Origin of the sequence: Vibrio profundum, from assembly GCF_050337555.1 — a bacterium.
Lineage (GTDB): Bacteria > Pseudomonadota > Gammaproteobacteria > Enterobacterales > Vibrionaceae > Vibrio > Vibrio profundum.
Genome location: NZ_JAKJTA010000009.1, coordinates 70,746 through 89,889 on the forward strand (window position 1 = coordinate 70,746; position 19,144 = coordinate 89,889).

The window sequence follows — 19,144 nt, forward strand, 5'->3', positions numbered from 1 at the left end:
AGAATGCTCCAGAGGATTAGCGAGGAAAAAGGACTAGAAATGATAAAGAAATGTTGTGTTCGGTGCTACTAAAAACTGAATTCCTTGGGCGCTTATTCAGTTTAGGTATAGGTTCAGTGTAGATATAGGTGCCATCAGTGACGTCGTCACAAATTTTGATTGCTAGGCACCTCTTTGGTTATGGTAGCAAACTGATTAGTGAGAAAATGATAGGTTAGAAGATTTGTTCGTCATCAGCGTCCACCATTAAAGACATCTCGTCATCAATTTCATTGAGTATGACATTAATATGGATGCTATGGCAGCAGGCAGGGCAGTCATCATAGATCTCGTCACTACCGTTGGAGAGATCAAACATCATACTAATAGTGCTGCCACAATGCGGGCAGCGAACATTGCGCCGTCGAATGCTTTTCATACGACTATTCCTAATAAACATTCTCCATAAATTTTACTACAGATCGAATGATACGAGGATTCTATAGACTAAAGTGCTAAGAAAGTTGTTAGCTATGGAAACTAACACTGGAGTTAGTAAGATTTCATATAATTTGTGCTAAGAAAGCGAGTGGTGAAGGTAAGTAAATGTCGATACTTGAAGCCAGATATCACTAAGTGAGATTGAGCTACAACAGAATTGGTTAAGTCAGGTAAAGTTAAGACAGACAAAGTTAAGCCAGTTTAACTGGCCATTATACGTTGGATCATTGCTTCAGCTTGAGCCAGATAATCACCGCCGAATAAATTACAGTGGTTGAGGATATGGTACAGATTATAAATATCTTTTCTTTGTTGGTAGCCTTCGTCTAGCGGGTAAACACTTTGATAGCCTTGGTAAAATTCATGGTCTAGGCATTTGAACAGTGTTGTTGCGGCGACATCACACTCTCTGTCTCCCCAATAGCTGGCAGGGTCGAAGCATACTGGTCCAAAAGCTGAGTTGGCGATATTCCCGTGCCATAAGTCACCATGAAGAAGGGCCGGGCGAGGGTGGTGGTTACTGAGTAAATTTTCAATAAGTTGAGTAAACTCTTCAATATCAACGAAGTTAATACCTTTTTCATTCAGTAGTTGCAACTGCCAAGCGATTCGCTGCTCTGCGAAGAAACGTCCCCATTTCCTGTGCCATTTGTTGGGTTGCAGGGTATTTCCGAGAAAAGTATCTTGGTCAAAACCATATTCTTTTTGTTCTCCCCATTGATGAAGGCGAGCCAGTTGCTGGCCAAATTGATAATGAGATTGTTCGTCCTCTAACGGCTTTAAACAGAGATAATTCAAGATAAGAAAGGAGTGGGATTTAGTGGTGCCAAAGGTCACGAGCTCAGGCAAATAAAGGGTATCAGTCTCCCTTAATTGGTGGATGCACTCCGCTTCTACCTCAAAATTACGGATAAAGTCGCGGGAGTTGATTTTGACGAAGTAGCGCTCATTATCGTCGCTGACCATATAGCAATCACTGATGTCTCCACCGCTGAGTTTGACTTTTTCGGCGATGGAAAAAGAAAACATCAATTTCTCAGAAAGCTGTTGAGAAATCGCTTGCCACATAGTGACTCCTAAGACGTTGTATCAATTTGTTCATAGTTTAGGACATCTTTGCGAATAAAGTCGGAATCATTAGCTAACTATTGCATAATTTTTCTCAAGATTTTGGTTGCTAACTAAGGGAGCCATCACGATATTCGTGGAAGTAAACGAGGTCTATTTTTATTTGTCTTACGTTTTAACACAATCTAGCGCAAAAAAATCGCATGGTTTGCACTGCGACATTGCTAATATCCGCTGTTCTGTCTTAGTATTATTGAAGGAATTCCAAATACAGTACTGTAGTTATACGGAGATAAAGTGTGGTTGTAGAAACCGATGGTTATGTTGCCTTGATAGAACACTTAGCGTTTAACTTGGATGTGTTTGCCTCAGAAGATGGTGACACGGGTGAAGAAAGCGTTGAAGACGTAGTGACAGATATGATCGCTAGTAACATTATGTCTATTTTTGAGCAGAACCCTGAGTTGCATTCCACCGTTCGTTTTCAGCTGCTGAAAGAAGCGGACATTGTCGTTGAAGAGCTAGCCGAAGTGTTAGCGGGAGCCTGGACTCGTCCAGCGACCAATGACCAGATTAACTTTTTGGATGAATACATCGCATTGGTCAAAAACTTATTTGATTCCGCGGTCGCCAAATACGATTAGCTGCTCAGGTCTTTAGGTCTTAAGTTTGCCACGGTTTTTTGATCGTTTGGTTTAGAGTTATGGCACTTAGCTGAAAGATAATATCAACCCGCACATTAGCATGCCCACACCAATGACTCGGGTGTGGCGCCATGATTCCCCAAGAAAGATACATCCCATGATTAAACCGAACACGATACTAATTTGGCGCAGCGCGACAACTAGGCTGACGTTGGCGGTCATGTTCATGGCAGACAAGACCAATCCGTAGGTGGTGCTCATCATAATGCCTGCCAACCCTGCGTGTTTTCGAATCGCCCATGCTTGCTGGATTACATAGGTTTTCTTGCTAACAAGACACCACATGAAAATGGGAATGCTAATTGCTAAAAATTGTACGCCGAGATAAAACACTGCCGTGTAGGAATTGCTGAAAATCTGCCGCACGAATTCAGACACCATCTCCAATGCTTGTTTGTCTAAAATGGAGTAGCCCGTGGTTCCGATAGCGGCCACTAACGCCCAGAAAATCCCTAGATTCAAATACGACTTCGCTCTAACGTCACGAAAGCTTGTCAGTGGAACGCACATACAGCCGAGTGTGATCAACGTAAAGCCAATCCATTGCTGTGTATCAAGTAGGTGGCCGAGAAAAGTGCTACCAAGGCCAACCATAATAACTGGAAGTGAGCGGGCGACTGGATAAACGACCCCTATATCTGAATGTTTGTAAGCCATGATAAGGCCAATAAGATAGATAATTTGGCATACACCACTAACCGAGACTATCCACCAGAAGTGCATGGGGAGAGTTGTCCAGCCGACGGTCAATAAATACCAGATGATGTACGGCGTTAATATCACCGCCGCCGTGGCACTCGCGGCGAGGGTAAACGCCATACCGGAGCCACGATTGTTTTTGCCGAGAATATTCCAGCCTGCGTGCAGAATGGCAGAAAAAACAACCAGTGCCATTGGGACAATACTCATGTATTTACGAATTCCTTAATGTGTTAACTCGAATGTGATAGCTCCGCAACGGATTCAATGCTAATCGCGTCGTGTCGCCAACATTCAATGTCGCAATCAATCAGTTGACCTTCTTGGCTGTAGTTCATGCGTTCCACGACAGTTGCCGGAGTTCCGGATGTCGCTCTTAGTGCTTGCGCGGTGTGATCTAGCAATGAGCTGGTGCTAATGCGATAGCGAACTTTTTGATAGACAGTCTCATAGTGCTGTTGGTAAATCTCGGTTAGCGACTGGGATAAGTCATGATTTAGTAAGTCAGGAAACAGCTCGGGGCGAACGTAATTGGTGACAAAGACGACAGGCCTTCCTTCTAGATAGCGTACCCGATCAATCTGGTAGACATCGGCAAAGGGCGGCAACTGCAATAAAGTCGCTGCCTGCGTATTGGCTAGAATACACTTTGCAGAAATGAGTTCCGTTTTAGGCACGCGATTTTGTGCCTTTGCCATATTGGAAAAATTTAGCGTTTGGGTCGGATCGTATTTTAACGGAGCTGGTGAAATGAACCAGCCACGCCTATCTTCTCTAAAAATGATGCCTTCCGCTTCCAGCAAAGACAGCGCCTCACGTAATGTTACGCGAGTAGTGCCAAAAGACTCTGCCAGTTTGCGTTCTGCTGGCAACTTTTGTCTCGGAGTCAGCATACCTGATGTGATTTGTTCAACGATCGCATCTTTTATTTTTACGTATTGCATTCAATCCCCTCCGTGGTGAGCCATTCCATTTAACGCGTTCTCCATGCGTACATTTTATTTTCAAGCAGTTTACTCGCAGCGATATGGAGCAACTTAGCCGTGCCTGCCGATATCATGATCATGACAGCCATCGCTGCTGCTGCGCCCGTTTGACCGGCGTCGTCCATATTTAATACCGACACGGATGCTGGAATGGTGTTGGTTGAATATAGAAATACTACCGCAGAAGTGGTGGTTAATGCATTGATAAATAGGTAAGTGACGATGTCTAAGATCGCAGGGAGACAAATTGGCAAGGTCACTTTAAAGAAGAGTTTATATTGGGGCAGCTTAATGGAAGCGGCGGTAGCTTCTAATTCAGAAGGGAGCTGCTTCAATGCTGTGAGCGCGGTCATATGCCCGACGGTGTAGTAATGCACTATGGTATTTGTTACTAGAAAGGCCATGGTTCCGTAGATAACATTTAGGGGGTTGTGTAGATCGTTGAAAAAGAAAATGTACCCCAGCCCCAGCACCATTCCCGGAACTGCCATGGGTAAAACAGATATGACTTGCATTAGTTGGCGGATCGGCGCAAACGCTCGCCCTTTTTCGATACAGTATGCACCGATAAAGATAATGCAGGTTCCCAGTATGGCTGTCCATGTTGCAAGGGTCAGAGAATTAAAAAATGGACTCCATCCATAGGTGCTCATTTTAGAAAAATGATAGTTGTGCAGTGTGAGCACTTTGTTCCACGGCCAGAATGTCACTAGAGAGCCGTAAACCGCCATGCCTAGCACCGCAAGAATGGCTAGCGTAATGACAGAGCAGTAAATCAAGCAAGCCCTGTCACGTAATTTGCTAGGTGCGGGCTGATAGGGCACGGATTTTGCGCCGAATAAATTCTGTTGCTTTTTCTGCACCCAACGATCGGCAGTAAACGCCAACATGGCTGGCACTAATAATACGATACTGGTGACCGCCCCCATGGCGAAATTTTGCTGGCCAACGACTTGTTTGAAAATATCGGTTGCGAGCACACTGTAACTTCCGCCAATGACTTTCGCGACTCCAAAGTCGGTCACCACCAAAGTAAATACCACAATTAGCGCGCTGATCAGGCCAAATTTTGCTGCAGGTAAAGTGACAACAAAGAAAGTTTTAATGGGTGACGTTTTCAGCGCTTTTGCGGATTCATACAGCCGCGCATCGGAGGTACGAAGGGAAGTGGTGAGCATCATCAATGCATGCGGGAAAGTCCAGAATGCTAAGCCGAGTGTAATGCCAATTGAGCCATAGACAGAATGTCCATCGAGGATAGATTTGGCAACGCCTTGATTGCCAAATAGGAAAATAAAACTGATGGCTGGCAATAGTGAAGGCGCGAGGATGGGAGCACTTCCCAATATTTGAAAGAGCCCTTTCCATCGCATGCAAGAACGAGTCAGCGCATAGGCGTAGCCAAACGCCAACAGGCCAACAATCGCAGTGACAGACAGGCCGACACTGAATGTGTTACCCAATGAGCGCCACATGTTAGATGAGGAAAAGTAAGTGGCAAAATTAGCCAGCCCCACAAATGCGCCGTCCGAATTTTGGACACTGGTTTTCAACATGGCCCATAGAGGCATGAGAATAAACAATGCCATCATCACGCTCAGTGTTGCCAGAAGGGTAAACAGAACAAGGTTATCGCGGCTAATTCGACTCATCATGGAGCCGGATTTTCCGTTAAGTCTGCTGTCTAGTTGATTTATCGTTTTTGATTCCATTTTCTAGTCTCTGCTTTGCCCAATCTCGGGTTCGCTTAATTTATGCGGCAATTTCTATGTGATGGCTTTGGGTTGTAGATAAATACGCGCGTAGGCTATGCTCAGAAAATTGTATGTAGCGAGTATCCCCACATTGCAGCTTGAGTGCTTTCGCCTCATCACCATGCACATCGACGATGATTGGGCTCGCATCAGGATCGTCGCGTAATCGGCATTCAACACGGTAGAAAGCCCCGAGAAATTCCAACGATGAGATACAAACCGGCAGGGAATAAGGAGAAGCCTCAACAAATGTGATGTTTTCAGGTCGTACGGCCAAATCGAAGTGTTCGCCACGAGATGCGGTATGATTGTCCAACTTTGGCATAGGAAGCAGAGATTCTGCGATGCGAACTTGTGAATCGGATAAAACTGACACATCAATAAAGTTCATACTGCCGACAAACTCAGCGACAAAACGGCTTGCGGGTTGTTGGTAGATTTCTTGAGGTGATCCGACTTGCTCAATGACACCGTGATTCATCACGACAATTCGGTCTGCCATGGATAAAGCTTCGTCTTGATCGTGCGTGACCATGATGGTGGTAATATCAAGCTGACGTTGCAATCGGCAAATTTCGTCGCGAAGATGGGTACGCACTTTGGCATCCAAAGCAGAAAGTGGTTCATCTAAAAGCAGCAGGCCCGGTGATAAAGAAAGAGCTCGAGCTAGCGCCACTCGTTGCTGCTGGCCACCAGATAGTTGAGCGGGGAATTTTTCACCAGAAGTAGGTAAACCTATCATGTCGAGCCAGTATTCGACTTTATCTGAGGCTTCTTTGTTCGACATACCCTGATTTTTTAGGCCAATGGCAATGTTTTCTTGTACGGTCAGATTGGGGAATAAGGCGTAGGATTGAAATACAATGCCAAAGTCTCTCTTTTCTGGTGGCAGAAAAGTGGTGTCTAGACCATTTTGAAAAATGGCACCTGATGTTGGAAGGTCAAGGCCAGCGATCGCTCTTAATAAGGTGGTTTTTCCACAGCCAGAAGGGCCAAGGAAGCACACAAATTCACCTTGCTGTATTGAAAGCGATATTTGTTTTAGTGCGGTGAATTGGCCAAACTTTTTCACCACATTTTCTATTTTTAGATAGCTGCTATGTATGCCCATTGTTATGCCTTTCAGTGGAGAGCTGATCAGTGGAGCGCTGAAAATTCCGAGCTGATATGTTAAAAACAAACGTTTAAATTAGCCGATTAAGTTATGACTTTGAGCCAAACTCCGTAGACCATTTCACGAGAACCGCCTTGCGATCAGAGCCCATTTTTTCAAAGTTCATTTTGGCCATCTTATGACGAACATTAGGAAAATTAGGCGCGTCAGCTTTTACGCCTTTGTGAGCGACGACAGGGTAAGTTTCTGCGTAGAGTTGGTTTGCATCTTTAGACACCGACCAATCAACCACTCGCTTCGCCGCCGCAGACTCTTTAACTAAACCGACCGCTTCGGCTTCCCAGCCAACTCCGTTCGGAACAATGATGTCAATCGGTGCGCCTTGGGTTTTCAGTTTGGCTCCGCGGCTTGCCATAGAAATGCCAATAGCCACTTCGCCCATCGCAGCTTCCACACAAGGCTTTGAGCCTGATTCTGTATAATGGGCAATATTGCGATTTAGCTTGTTCATATAATCCCAACCTTGCTTGTCACCCATGTTTTGTAGCCAAGCAGACACTAGCATGTAGGCGGTGCCAGAAGAGGCAGGATTGGGCATTGAAATGTGACCTTGGTAAATAGGCTTAGTGAGATCTTGCCAAGATGTCGGCTTTGGTAAGTGCAGCTGTTTGGCAACAATGTTGTTGAAACATATCGCGTTAAAAGTCGCGTCATTGCCGAACCATGCTTTGTGTAGTTCTGGGTCATTAAGGGCCGTTTTTAATTCTTTGGCTCCTTTAGGCGTGTAGTCTTTTAGCAATCCTTGGTCTTTTAACAATGCCATGGAAGAGCCCGCCAGTCCCCAAACCACGTCGGCGTGTGGGTTGTTCTTTTCCGCCAGAAGCTTGGCCGTGATCACGCCTGTTGAGTCACGCACCCATTTAATGTCGATATCTGGGTTATCTTTCTCAAATCCAGCTTTGTATTTGGCTAGAAGGTCAGTCTCGAAAGCAGTGTAAACCGTCACCTGTTGCGCTGCTAAGGCGTGATTTGCAACCAAGGAAATCAGCGCAGCCAGAGTTCCTTTCATCAAACGGGTTTTCATCGTCTTCTCCAATTCAGATTGTTGTCTGGTTCAAGTGTTAGTGATTAATTTGGTCTGTACCAGTTTTCGTGACTAACATTAGAAGCACTTTGTGACGATTGAATGAACAAAAAATGGCAGTTTATTAACGAGGTTAGAAACTTTTACTGATGTCTAGGTGCACGACGATCAAGATGTGAAAGTTTTATGAAATCGTACGTTAGCGTATTTACTGTGCATTTTCGGGCCTGTTAGAGTGATTAAGTGTTTTGGTGTAGACCAGATAATTAATCCGGATGGAAATCGAGATGAAAAATGAATACTTGCTACTGACCCCAGGCCCTTTATCAACATCTGAAGGTGTACGTGAAGCCATGCTAAAAGATTGGTGCACATGGGATGACGAATACAATAAAGATATTGTGGAAATTATCCGTACTAAGTTAGTTAAATTGGCCACCTCGCAATCTGGATATACCAGCGTGTTAATGCAGGGCAGTGGCACGGCGTCGGTAGAAGCGACCATTGGCAGTGCAATTGGTCAGAATGGAAAACTATTGGTGGTTGATAATGGCGCTTATGGCGCGCGAATTGCGCAAATTGCGGATTATCTGAATATTCCATGCCATGTCATATCATCGGGTGAGACCACGCAGCCACAAGTGAGCGAGCTAGAAGCGGCACTGGCCTCGGACGCTGATATTACGCACGTCGCAATTGTTCATTGCGAGACAACCACTGGCATGCTCAACCCGATTGAGTCGTTTATTTCAGTGGCAAAAGCTCATAACAAGGCGGTAATACTCGATGCGATGTCTAGTTTTGGTGGCATTCCAATGGATATTGCCGACTTTGGCGTCGATTTTATGATTAGTTCGGCTAACAAATGCATTCAAGGTGTGCCGGGGTTTGGCTTTGTGATAGCAAAACAAAGCGAACTAGAAAAATGTAAAGGGCAAGCGCGCTCTTTGAGTTTGGATCTCTATGACCAGTGGCACTGTATGGAAACGAACCATGGTAAGTGGCGTTTCACCTCACCGACTCACACGGTTCGCGCTTTCTATCAAGCTCTAATTGAATTGGAACAAGAAGGTGGCATTGAAGCGCGTCATCAACGTTATCAAACCAACCAAAAAACACTCGTTTCGGGTATGCGTTCTTTGGGATTTGAGCCGCTACTGGGCGACGACTTGCATTCGCCAATCATCACTTCTTTCTACTCGCCAACTCACAGTGATTATCTGTTTAAAGAGTTTTACCTGCGCTTAAAAGAGCAAGGTTTTGTCATTTATCCGGGGAAAGTCTCCAACGCGGATTGTTTCCGTATCGGCAATATTGGCGATGTTTACCCAGCGGACATCGAGCGTTTGATTGGCGCAGTTCAAAACGCCATGTATTGGCACACAAGTTAACGGTTAGTGACCAGTCATTGGTTGCGAAATACGCATTGCCTATTTGTGCCAAATCTCAATAAGCAATCGAATAATAAAAATAAAGTAACAAATAGAAGTGCTAAATAGAAATGACCAATAGCGAATTATGGAAGATCAGATCATGACTCAGCACCTTATAACTCCCGATCGCGTCACCAAGAATCCTGAATATACGCATTTGCGCAGTGAAGGTGATGTGAATACCACGCCAGCTCGCCAGGCGTGGAATGCGTCAATGAACGATGAACGTACTCAAGCATTATTAAAACGTGACTCAGATGTTTTTCTTCATCAAGCGATGTCGACGCCGTGCCTCGATACACTTGAGGCAGCGGAAGGGATCTTCATCCAAGACGCGACGGGGAAAAAATATATGGACTTTCACGGCAATAATGTCCATCAGCTTGGTTACGGCCATCCGCATGTGATTAAGCGGGTCCAAGAGCAAATTGCCAAACTGCCGTTTTCTCCCCGTCGTTTCACCAACCAAACGGCGATTGAGTGTGCAGAGAAGCTAACCCAGATTTGCGGTGGTGAATTAAACCGAGTGCTGTTCGCGCCCGGCGGAACGTCTGCGGTTGGTATGGCTTTGAAACTCGCTCGTCATGTCACCGGTAACCACAAAGTTATATCGCTTTGGGACTCCTTTCATGGCGCGTCGCTGGACGCGATTTCCGTTGGTGGCGAAGCGTGTTTTCGTCAGGGGATGGGAACCTTGATGGCAGGGGTAGAGCGCATACCGCCTCCAGTTACCTATCGCGGTGCGTTCTCCTTTAACCAAACTTCGACCAATACTATGGGCTCACCTGAACATGATGATGTGAAGTGTGATGTTCATTATGCGGATTATTTGGAATATGTGATTGAAAAAGAAGGCGGCGTCGGCGCTTTCATTGCAGAGGCGGTGCGTAATACAGACGTTCAAGTGCCGAGCTTGGCATATTGGAAACGTGTGCGTGAAATTTGCGATAAGCACAATGTGATGCTCATTATTGATGATATCCCTAATGGAATGGGGCGCAGCGGCGAATGGTTCACTCACCAAGCCTACGATATTGAACCAGACATTCTTTGTATTGGAAAAGGCTTAGGTGGAGGGCTGGTGCCCATTGCAGCAATGGTCACCAAAGACAAATACAACACCTCAGAGCAAATATCGATGGGGCATTACACTCATGAGAAAAGCCCAATAGGCTGCGCGGCTGCGCTCGCCACAATGGAAGCTATTGAGCAAGAAAACTTACTAGAGAAGGCCAAGGCAGACAGCCAATTTATGCGTGAAAAACTTCTCGCGATGAAAGAAAAATATTCATTGATAGGCGATGTTCGTGGCATTGGCATGTTATGGGGCGTGGAGCTAGTGACCGATCGCCAGAGCAAAGAGCGGGCATATGATGAAGCAGAAGCCGTTTTGTATCAGTGTCTCAACAGTGGGATGAGCTTTAAGGTGTCACAGGGTAACGTTATTCAACTCAGCCCACCACTGATTATCACTCGAGAACAACTGAGTGAAGCTTTAGCCATTTTTGAACAGGCGATTGCCAAGGTTTGCGCAGAATTTCAATATTGAAATTGAAAACAGAAAACTGCACTGCGTCTAACGTTTGACGAATAATTCAAATTACGCCAAAGCTCAAAACCGAGCTTTCGCAATCAAAAGGATTGAACATGAACAACTCATTAGTACAAGCGGTTATCTTTGACTGGGCTGGAACGATTGTCGATTTTGGATCTTTCGCCCCAACCAGTATTTTTGTTGAAGCTTTTAAGCAAGGCTTTGAATTTAACATCGATCTTAGCGAAGCGCGTGAGCCAATGGGGCTCGGCAAATGGGATCACATTCAAGCTGTTGGCAGACTTCCTGATGTCGATAAGCGCTGGCAGAAAAAGTTTGGTCGTTCAATGAGCCATGAAGATGTAGATGCGATCTACGCGGCCTTCATGCCACTGCAAAAAGCAAAAGTGGCCGATCACGCTGCGCCTATTTTGAATGCTGTTGAAGTGGTGACAGCTCTTCAAGAAAACGGGGTCAAAGTTGGATCTTGCTCTGGCTACCCTCGTGAAGTAATGGACGTGCTGGTGCCTGTGGCGGCAGATTACGGCTACAAACCCGATTGTGTGGTAGCAACAGATGATTTGCCCCAAGGAGGCCGACCAGCGCCATATATGGCACTAAAAAATGTCATTGAACTCGGTGTTACCGACGTTAAATCTTGCATTAAAGTGGATGACTCGTCACCGGGCATTGATGAAGGCCACAATGCAGGCATGTGGACGGTCGCTTTGCTACTTTCCGGTAATGAAGCAGGGCTAACGTTCGACGAGTATCTAGCGGCAGACAAAGCAACCTTAGACAAAGCCCGAGAAAAAGCGCGCGCGAAATTCTTGCCCTCTAAACCTCATTACCTGATTGATACGATTTCTGAGTTACCAGAGGTTGTCGCTGATATCGAACGTCGACTGGCATTAAGCGAGCGTCCATAGACTTATAGATACATAAACTTATAGGTAAATAGGTTTATAGAAACTTAGAGTCATAGAATTGCTTTGATGACGAGTTAGCCTTAGTTCGTCATCGTTTTCTAAATGGTTGTGTGAGCAATTTATCGAGCCAAATTTCACGTTTGGCTCGAAATCTTTGTAAACCGACCTCATGCTCTGTATCGCCCAATTGAGGGGCGGCTTGATAGCTGATAAACAACCGATCCCAGATAGATAGAAAAAAACTAAAGTTGCTATTGTGGTCTGTCTCATCGATAGAGTGATGAATACGGTGCATATTTGGGGTGACTAAAATGAGCCGAAGGCGAGCCTCGAGCTTGGTTGGAATACGAACGTTGCAATGCGTAAATAGGGCGCTCGTGCTTAACAGGACTTCAAATATGACTACGGAGATCGCAGGCAACCCAAGAGTAACGATCACCACAATTTTTATCCATAACGACAGGTAAATTTCGATCGGGTGAAAACGAACCCCCGTCGTGATATCAACTTCAGTATCGGTATGGTGCATACGATGTACACGCCAGAGGATCGGAATCCGATGAAATAACCTATGTTGCCAATAAATGGCGCAATCTAAGGCAATTATGGCAATCACTATTTTCAGCCAAAGAGAGATCGAAATTATGTTTAGCAGCCCTAGCTGATGGCTAGCCGCGATCTCAGCTGCTTGAAAAGCCAGCAGAGGAGACAAAAAAGCGGTGATGAGGCTACTAGTGATCGCAATAGAAAAGTTATTTAACCACCGAAGCCTCACCTTTGTAGAGGCATTGTTACGACAATAAATCCTTTCCCACCAGATAAACACAGCTAAACTGGTGGTAAAACAGGCGAGTCTGGTTAATTCTACAGCGTCCATATGAAGTTCCACTATTATTCTATTGTTACTCTAAGTACAATCCTGTAATTTTCCAACATAAAGTTAATCGATTGCTATGATGAGAATGCACGCCTTTCACAGTTTAATAGAAACGAAAATGGCACAATCGACCAAGCCATTCAATGCGCGTGGTTCAAAAGTTAAACGCTGCCTCGCTTGCCGTGTGGCAATGGATTATTGTATTTGCACTTATCAGCCTGTCGCGAGTGACAACGTCGCCGCGCTGTTATTGGTCAGTGACAATGAAGTATTGAAGCCGAGTAATACTGGCCGGCTTATCGCAGACGTCGTCGACGATTGCCATGTTTACCAATGGCACCGCTCTGAGCCTAACGAGCGTATGTTGTCTGTGCTAAGCGATGAGCGCTATTTTCCGGTGGTTGTATTTCCGCAAGAGTACGTTGAAAACCCTTCGCGTTTATTCGAGACAGCAGCAACTGAGATAAAGCATGCAGAGAAAAAGCAGGGCTTGTCTGATTGTTCTTCGAACATGTTTGGTGACAAACAGCCTCTGCTTATCTTTTTGGATGGTAGCTGGCGTGAAGCGCGGCGCATGTTTAGAAAATCCCCGTATCTTGATGGTTTTCCGGTGCTATCGATTGAGCCTGAGGTGGTGTCTGAATACGTCATGCGAAAATCCGAGAAGGGCAATCACCTCGCGACCGCCGAAGTCGCCAGTTTAGTCCTTAAAGAAATCGGATTAGAAAAAGAATCGACCACATTGTCTATGTGGTTCGCGGCGTTTAGGGAAAGCTATATGCTGACTAAAACTCGCTTGAAACCGAATTTACAACGTCCGCTGTTGCGACACTTTGAAGAAAAGTGCCCAGACGGCGAGCTGCTTTCTACTCCGTTAGATCCAACCGAGTAGAAGGAACCAGATTTATGTTTATATTGTTTGCATAGGGAGAGTACACATGTATTACGGCTTCGATGTCGGTGGAACCAAGATTGAATTTGGCGCATTTAACGAGTCACTAGAAAGAGTGGCGACAGAGCGCGTTGCCACACCGACAGGCGACTATGAGCTTTTGCTCAGCACGATCACTGAGATAGTGCTGAAACACGACGCTCAATTTGGAAGCGAAGGCAAAATTGGCCTAGGTATTCCGGGTATGGTCAATGCCGACGATAATAAAGTGCTGACGGTGAACGTCCCATCTGCGAACGGCAAAACGTTGCAAGCTGATTTAGAAGCGCAAGTGAAACGCGAAGTAAGAATCGAGAACGATGCGAACTGTTTCGCGTTGTCTGAAGCTTGGGATGAAGGCCTGATGGCCGAGCCTTCTGTCATGGGGTTGATTTTAGGCACTGGCTTTGGCGGCGGGTTGGTTTATGAAGGCAAAGTTTTCTCTGGCCGCAACCATGTTGCGGGCGAACTTGGCCACACTCGTATGCCAATCGACGCATGGTTTCACCTAGGTGAAAACGCTCCGCTGCTCGGCTGTGGCTGTGGTAAGAAGGGCTGCTTAGATAGCTACCTATCTGGTCGCGGTTTTGAGCTTCTATACCAACATTACTACGGTGAAGCTAAGAAAGCCGTCGAGATCATTGAGAACCACTCAAAAGGTGAAGCGAACGCTCTAGAGCACGTCGACCGTTTTATGGAACTGCTAGCAATCTGTTTCGCAAACCTGTTCACCGCTCACGATCCACACGTGGTGGCGCTAGGCGGCGGTCTATCGAACTTCAACCTAATCTACGATGAAGTGCCAAAACGCATCGGAAAATACTTACTGCCTATCGCGAAGTGCCCAACGCTTATTAAAGCAAAACACGGCGATTCAGGCGGCGTACGCGGCGCGGCATTTTTAAATATTAAGTAATAATTAGGCTTTGATGATTGGCCTGAGAGATGTTCTCTCGGGCTTATTTTTTAGTCTCTTACCTTACCTTACCTTACCTATTTACCTACCAAGCATGCACCGTCGACTCTCTTGCGCTGTTCTAGTTGTTTGATATGCCTATCGTTGATGTCGGCAATAAAGATTGAGCATTATTCTGAATAAAAGCGTGTCAGTACTTTTGTTTTTGGCTTCATTCTCTAGAGAATAAAGAAAAATCTTTTATATATCATCAAGATGAGAGTTGATATTGTTAAGGTGGCCAACCGACACAGCTTGCTGCTTAGAGGTCGATTATCTTCGACGCTAAGAACAAGCCAGCAGACTATTAAAGATGTTATAAGCACAATCGAATGTTGAAGGAAGTTATAAATGACCGCGAATGAAATTGTTGTTAGAGATGCAAATGAAGAAGCTCTAGAGTTGTGGATAGAAAAGTACGGTGATAGTCCTTGGGTTAAATCGATGGTAGCTTCCTTACCTGTAGTCGGTAGCTTTTTAGATTCCCACTTCGGCTCAATGGCAAATGACATATACCAGCGTCGGATAGACTCATTGCTTAATGAGATTAACAGTGAATTGTCTTCGCTAAAAGACAAGTCAATCGATAGTTCTTACCTTGAATCTGAAGAGTTTTTTGATTTATCACAAAATGCGTTCAGTAGAGCAGCCAAAATTTCAGATATTGATAGGACTTCTGCAATTGCGAGAATTATTTCTGATTCTATTTTAGGTAGGAAGAACACTTCCACACCCGAGTTCGACTTAATCAATGTTGTAGGAGAAATGTCTCCTTCTGAAGCTCTGATGTTCGGGGAAATCGGTAAAATATACTTATACCGAAAAGACTTACTAACTGGAAAGGATAGTACTCTTTTTGTAGTCGAAGACATAAAATTAGCTCTACCAAAAACCTTGCAAAACAATGCAGAGTTTCTTTGCGCAAGGTTGGTGTCAAAAGGGGTGTTTAGTTCTATGTTTGAAAATTATGGTTTGGAAATAGCAGGCGAAGAGCTATTAAGGTATTTCCAGTCACAGTATTTATAATATTCTGTTCAAGAGTGGTTCTCAACGCGTGGCATTTATACTATGCGTTACGTTTGTTGGCTAAGGCAGTTTTCGGATGCTTCGGTATTGCGTTACTCACACCTAAACATGGCGTTGAATGTCACTATGGATATCGAAGCAATTAAAAGAGTTTTAAATAACTGGATAGAAGGAAGGGTATCTTGAAGGAGAGCTTTTTGTTGAGCCTGAGTGGTATATTCTTTGGCCGCTTGAAGAAGTTGAGAAGTATAATCTAGACTATAAGATTTTAGAGTATGCTCCCAAATTTTTTACATTTGGTGGTAGTGGCGGCGGTGAACTTCTAGTAGTAAATAAAGTAGGCGAGGTATTCTCTATGCCAGAAATTGGTATGCCACCAGATTCGGCAAAGAAGCTAGCTTCTAATTTAGATGAGTTTAAAGGGCTTATGGAACTATAGGACATATTTTACAAACGTATTAGAAGTAGCCATAAGCAATTTATTTTCCTAGTATTTCTTCTTGAATGCAAAGCCGGGCCACTTCCGTATTCGGGTCGTTTTTCGCGGGCGTTATATTTATTAGAGAGATCGAGCAATGACGAATAAAGTACTACCGGCACCAGAAAAATTTGCTTCATGTCCTTATGACGAGAAGATTCTTCCGTTTTACGAGGGACAGTTTGAATCAGTGTATGTGATGCTTCATCCATTTCTTAAGCCGACGAGCCTGGATGTTGAGCGCTTTTGCCCTAAGACGTGGCCCACGAAACATGAAATTCTAGATGGTTGTTCCGCGATATCTTGGCAGGAGATTCTCGATTTAACCAAGCTCTCCAGTTTGTCAGATATTGATGTAGGTTTAAGAACCAGCATAAGGGGTATAAAGAAAGAGCTTTCAAGTCAAGAAGCGGCAGATAATCTAAATTCACTATCTGAAGAGCTAGATATCATCTGCCCGACAGAAGGCCATTTACCGCCAATGCTAGAAAATAGACTATTCAGGGTTATTAAAACGCTTGGTTATGATTGGCTTTGGGTTGGTGATGAATTCGGCACAGAAAGAAAGCTACACTGGGTTGACGATCTAATTAAAAAAGATGAGATTCCCTCGCATGGCTGTGTATTCACGCACGATCATCGCTTATTGATCACGACACATTGGGATAGCCATTGCTCGTTTTTGTGTTCTTCAAGAGAATTAATTGAAAAAATCCTATCCGCAGAGCCTGTTGAAGGGTTTTATTGCACACCGAAAACTGAAGTTTACTGGGGAGCGTATGAAATATAGTAAGAGCATTTTCGGCCTCTTTCCGCTGTGCTCCGGACTAGACGAAATTGCGGGTGTTAGCTGGAAAATAAGGATCAGTGTATGAACGAAATATGGGATAAAATTGAAGGCTTTTTGAAAGAGCATATTCCAACAGTTATTGCCACTTTAAATGGCCCAGCAACTGAGGAGGCTTTGAACCTCCTTGAATCTGAAGTTGGCCATACTATCCCAAAAGATTTCAAGAGCTACTTGCAAGTACATAATGGGGAACTAGATAGCACGGTTGTTTGTGATAAAACGTCTTTAGAACAAGGCGTTAGCGTATTTTACACCTTGGTTGGGCGTTATACCGGAATCAGTCATCGAGACGTTTCATAGCCTTACGGTAAACATCGCTATGTTCGCGTTTTCCGACTGCTAGTACAGTGACAATGATGACATCGTCTTCAACCTTGTAGATCAAACGGTAACCAGATTGACGCAGTTTAATTTTATACAGGTTGTCAGCACCGGAGAGCTTTGAGGCTGTAACGTGAGGGTTTTCTAGGCGCTCAATGAGCTTTTTCTTGAACTGTTGTTGCAGGGGCGAGCCAAGCTTTTTCCACTCTTTTAGTGCGCTCTTTTTGAAATCGAGCTTATAAGTCATCAATATTTACCGAAATGCTCTCTTCAGATTCACGTTCTTTAGCGATAGCAAGTAGCTCAAGATCTTCGAGTCTGTCCATCATCATCTCGTATGCTTCAGCGGGTACGCAGTAAAATGCAGGTTCATTTCGGTTAAGTACCGCAACAGGTTCACCGTAGGCACTAGTTGCAACTTTCATAGGGTTAGCTTTTAATTCAGTAATGCTCGCGGCAACATCAGCTAAAATTCTTGTGGTCATATAATAGGTCTCTAAGTCGGTCTTTATTTAGGTCATTTTAGCTTCAACCAAGCGGTATAACAAGTTGCGTAAAGTGATTCTCAACGAGTGACATTTTTATTATGCGTTGATTTATGTGTTTAAGGTGGTTGTAGAGACTTCGGTGTTGCGCTACGCACCCCCTAAATAAGGTGTAAAGAGAGTATGAGCAGGTTTCGATCAGCAGTTCACAATATCGGTCATCATGCGGTGAGTGGTTTATGTGATCTTCTTAGTGAGGGATACTCTTACTGCGAATCAGAGGGAAAAGCAGTTCTGACTATTGATCTCATTAGTTCAGAGAGAGTTCTTACAAATACGATGGAAAGTGAGATCGTAAAGATCAAGGATAAGGCAGCTTCAATAATGGCGACTACTTGTGGTGTCACCCAGCATGAAATTGCGTCAGCTGAGTTATCTATAAACTACAGATTTACTGATGACGCTTACAGATTACACAAAGAACATATGAAGAGCATTGGTATCTGGTACGGGCATGATCCTTTGTACGATGCAGTTATTGAGTACAAACTAAAAAATGGTACAGTGGCCAAAAGCGAGTTCAGCAATAAAAATATGTACTAACAAGTGGCAGTAACCGGATTGGCATAGCTGTCACTCAAGTTACTTAGTCGGTCGTTAGAGCTCTAAGGAATAGTTTTATGTTTGGTAAAGCTTTCATCGACCCTTCAGGTAATCAATACGGTTCGCTTCGGAAAGTAGAACCCACAATACCGAGAGAGTTGTTTGGAGTGGATGTAATAGCCGAGGATGAATGCGGTAATTACTTCATATTAGCTGAGCGAAGTGTCTATTTCTGGGATCATGAGACATCAGATAGAATCTTACTAACCCCTTCGCTATTTGAATTCGAGAAAGGTTGTGTTGAACCTCGAGACATTGAGTTATCAGAAGAGCAAGTTGTTTCTGTTTGGATAGACCCCGAATTTGCAAAATTACATGGCTTAAAGCCCAAGCCCTAACAAACCGTTTAAGAGTGATTCGTAACGTGTGTAATGGCCAAATGAATTTGGCCACTTGAGCAGATGAGAGAGCAAAAGTTTGATCAATAGCCCGAGCAAAAGTTTCAGGCTATTTGTGAGGCTATAGCAATTTGTTAAGGATATAGCAGTAGCTACTTTTTCTTGCCTACACCCAAATTTTCTTTTTGCTGTAGAGTGATTTTGCCAAATCCTAATTTTCTGAAATGCGCATCACGGTAGTTTCGCACCGCTTTGGTATCTGAAATGGCTTCAAGTTGCTGTTCCATTTTCAAGTATTCGGTGAGATCGATACCTTCTGCTTCGGCCACAGCTTCATGGATGTTGTGGTGAGTTTTATAAGAGAAAGTCAGCGTTTTGTCTTCAGATTTGTAGGTGTAGAGAATGGTACGTACCATGAATTTTTGTATCCCAATG

At 44.4% G+C, this 19,144-nt stretch carries 22 protein-coding genes; 11 read left to right on the top strand and 11 right to left on the bottom strand.

The window, feature by feature from the left end; genetic code table 11:
• Positions 1 to 214: 214 nt before the first annotated feature.
• Positions 215 to 418 (bottom strand): zinc ribbon domain-containing protein, encoded by a 204-nt coding sequence (locus tag L4C34_RS09995; protein WP_428789204.1) that lies wholly within the window; start codon positions 416 to 418, stop codon positions 215 to 217.
• A 263-nt stretch (positions 419 to 681) separates the two neighbouring features.
• A complete protein-coding gene (locus L4C34_RS10000; protein WP_428789205.1) occupies positions 682 to 1,548 on the bottom strand; it encodes a fructosamine kinase family protein in 867 nt (288 codons plus the stop codon).
• A 299-nt stretch (positions 1,549 to 1,847) separates the two neighbouring features.
• On the opposite strand from L4C34_RS10000, the gene L4C34_RS10005 reads away from it, so the two are divergent.
• Complete coding sequence (locus tag L4C34_RS10005) at positions 1,848 to 2,192, top strand: DUF3802 family protein (RefSeq protein ID WP_428789206.1); 345 nt, start codon at positions 1,848 to 1,850, stop codon at positions 2,190 to 2,192.
• Positions 2,193 to 2,258: 66 nt separating this feature from the next.
• Here the strand turns inward: L4C34_RS10005 and L4C34_RS10010 are convergent, their stop codons facing one another.
• The 5 genes from L4C34_RS10010 to L4C34_RS10030 form a co-directional block, all read right to left on the bottom strand.
• Positions 2,259 to 3,161 (bottom strand): EamA family transporter, encoded by a 903-nt coding sequence (locus L4C34_RS10010; RefSeq protein WP_428789207.1) that lies wholly within the window; start codon positions 3,159 to 3,161, stop codon positions 2,259 to 2,261.
• 23 nt (positions 3,162 to 3,184) lie between these two features.
• Entirely contained in the window at positions 3,185 to 3,895 is a 711-nt protein-coding gene (gene phnR / locus L4C34_RS10015; RefSeq protein WP_428789208.1) for a phosphonate utilization transcriptional regulator PhnR, read from the bottom strand.
• A 29-nt stretch (positions 3,896 to 3,924) separates the two neighbouring features.
• Positions 3,925 to 5,649 carry a putative 2-aminoethylphosphonate ABC transporter permease subunit gene (locus L4C34_RS10020; RefSeq protein ID WP_428789209.1) on the bottom strand — a complete coding sequence of 575 codons (1,725 nt, stop codon included), beginning with the start codon at positions 5,647 to 5,649 and terminating at the stop codon, positions 3,925 to 3,927.
• A 40-nt stretch (positions 5,650 to 5,689) separates the two neighbouring features.
• Positions 5,690 to 6,802: a putative 2-aminoethylphosphonate ABC transporter ATP-binding protein gene (locus tag L4C34_RS10025; RefSeq protein WP_428789210.1), complete on the bottom strand. Its 1,113-nt coding sequence runs from the start codon at positions 6,800 to 6,802 to the stop codon at positions 5,690 to 5,692.
• 91 nt (positions 6,803 to 6,893) lie between these two features.
• Positions 6,894 to 7,889 (bottom strand): putative 2-aminoethylphosphonate ABC transporter substrate-binding protein, encoded by a 996-nt coding sequence (locus L4C34_RS10030; protein ID WP_428789211.1) that lies wholly within the window; start codon positions 7,887 to 7,889, stop codon positions 6,894 to 6,896.
• Between the two features lie 287 nt (positions 7,890 to 8,176).
• On the opposite strand from L4C34_RS10030, the gene phnW reads away from it, so the two are divergent.
• From phnW to phnX, 3 genes are all read left to right on the top strand, one after another.
• Entirely contained in the window at positions 8,177 to 9,280 is a 1,104-nt protein-coding gene (phnW, locus tag L4C34_RS10035) for a 2-aminoethylphosphonate--pyruvate transaminase (protein ID WP_428789212.1), read from the top strand.
• A gap of 142 nt (positions 9,281 to 9,422) precedes the next feature.
• Positions 9,423 to 10,871, top strand: a complete 1,449-nt coding sequence (locus tag L4C34_RS10040; RefSeq protein ID WP_428789213.1) for an aspartate aminotransferase family protein — start codon at positions 9,423 to 9,425, stop codon at positions 10,869 to 10,871.
• Between the two features lie 98 nt (positions 10,872 to 10,969).
• Positions 10,970 to 11,785: a phosphonoacetaldehyde hydrolase gene (phnX, locus tag L4C34_RS10045; protein ID WP_428789214.1), complete on the top strand. Its 816-nt coding sequence runs from the start codon at positions 10,970 to 10,972 to the stop codon at positions 11,783 to 11,785.
• Between the two features lie 88 nt (positions 11,786 to 11,873).
• On the opposite strand, the gene L4C34_RS10050 is transcribed toward phnX, so the two are convergent.
• Complete coding sequence (locus L4C34_RS10050) at positions 11,874 to 12,662, bottom strand: sterol desaturase family protein (RefSeq protein WP_428789215.1); 789 nt, start codon at positions 12,660 to 12,662, stop codon at positions 11,874 to 11,876.
• A 79-nt stretch (positions 12,663 to 12,741) separates the two neighbouring features.
• Here L4C34_RS10050 and L4C34_RS10055 point away from each other — a divergent pair, with 79 nt between their 5' ends.
• The 5 genes from L4C34_RS10055 to L4C34_RS10075 all read left to right on the top strand — a co-directional run bounded on the left by L4C34_RS10055 (position 12,742) and on the right by L4C34_RS10075 (position 17,202).
• Positions 12,742 to 13,554 carry a tRNA-uridine aminocarboxypropyltransferase gene (locus L4C34_RS10055; protein ID WP_428789329.1) on the top strand — a complete coding sequence of 271 codons (813 nt, stop codon included), beginning with the start codon at positions 12,742 to 12,744 and terminating at the stop codon, positions 13,552 to 13,554.
• Between the two features lie 46 nt (positions 13,555 to 13,600).
• Positions 13,601 to 14,509, top strand: coding sequence for an N-acetylglucosamine kinase (nagK, locus tag L4C34_RS10060; RefSeq protein ID WP_428789216.1), 909 nt, complete (start codon positions 13,601 to 13,603; stop codon positions 14,507 to 14,509).
• A gap of 390 nt (positions 14,510 to 14,899) precedes the next feature.
• Positions 14,900 to 15,574, top strand: coding sequence for a hypothetical protein (locus L4C34_RS10065; RefSeq protein WP_428789217.1), 675 nt, complete (start codon positions 14,900 to 14,902; stop codon positions 15,572 to 15,574).
• A gap of 575 nt (positions 15,575 to 16,149) precedes the next feature.
• Positions 16,150 to 16,842 carry a DUF2711 family protein gene (locus L4C34_RS10070; RefSeq protein ID WP_428789218.1) on the top strand — a complete coding sequence of 231 codons (693 nt, stop codon included), beginning with the start codon at positions 16,150 to 16,152 and terminating at the stop codon, positions 16,840 to 16,842.
• 81 nt (positions 16,843 to 16,923) lie between these two features.
• Positions 16,924 to 17,202, top strand: a complete 279-nt coding sequence (locus L4C34_RS10075) for an SMI1/KNR4 family protein (protein WP_428789219.1) — start codon at positions 16,924 to 16,926, stop codon at positions 17,200 to 17,202.
• Here the strand turns inward: L4C34_RS10075 and L4C34_RS10080 are convergent.
• Together L4C34_RS10080 and L4C34_RS10085 are read right to left on the bottom strand one after the other, a co-directional pair.
• Positions 17,180 to 17,470, bottom strand: coding sequence for a type II toxin-antitoxin system RelE family toxin (locus L4C34_RS10080; RefSeq protein ID WP_428789220.1), 291 nt, complete (start codon positions 17,468 to 17,470; stop codon positions 17,180 to 17,182). The genes L4C34_RS10075 and L4C34_RS10080 overlap by 23 nt on opposite strands.
• Entirely contained in the window at positions 17,460 to 17,708 is a 249-nt protein-coding gene (locus L4C34_RS10085; RefSeq protein WP_005377003.1) for a type II toxin-antitoxin system Phd/YefM family antitoxin, read from the bottom strand. The genes L4C34_RS10080 and L4C34_RS10085 overlap by 11 nt, the downstream gene beginning before the upstream one ends.
• Before the next feature lie 183 nt (positions 17,709 to 17,891).
• Here L4C34_RS10085 and L4C34_RS10090 point away from each other — a divergent pair, with 183 nt between their 5' ends.
• Together L4C34_RS10090 and L4C34_RS10095 are read left to right on the top strand one after the other, a co-directional pair.
• Positions 17,892 to 18,311, top strand: coding sequence for a hypothetical protein (locus L4C34_RS10090; RefSeq protein ID WP_428789221.1), 420 nt, complete (start codon positions 17,892 to 17,894; stop codon positions 18,309 to 18,311).
• Positions 18,312 to 18,388: 77 nt separating this feature from the next.
• Positions 18,389 to 18,709 carry an SMI1/KNR4 family protein gene (locus tag L4C34_RS10095; RefSeq protein WP_428789222.1) on the top strand — a complete coding sequence of 107 codons (321 nt, stop codon included), beginning with the start codon at positions 18,389 to 18,391 and terminating at the stop codon, positions 18,707 to 18,709.
• 152 nt (positions 18,710 to 18,861) lie between these two features.
• On the opposite strand, the gene L4C34_RS10100 is transcribed toward L4C34_RS10095, so the two are convergent.
• A complete protein-coding gene (locus tag L4C34_RS10100) occupies positions 18,862 to 19,125 on the bottom strand; it encodes a DUF2960 domain-containing protein (protein WP_428789223.1) in 264 nt (87 codons plus the stop codon).
• Between the last annotated feature and the right edge of the window lie 19 nt (positions 19,126 to 19,144).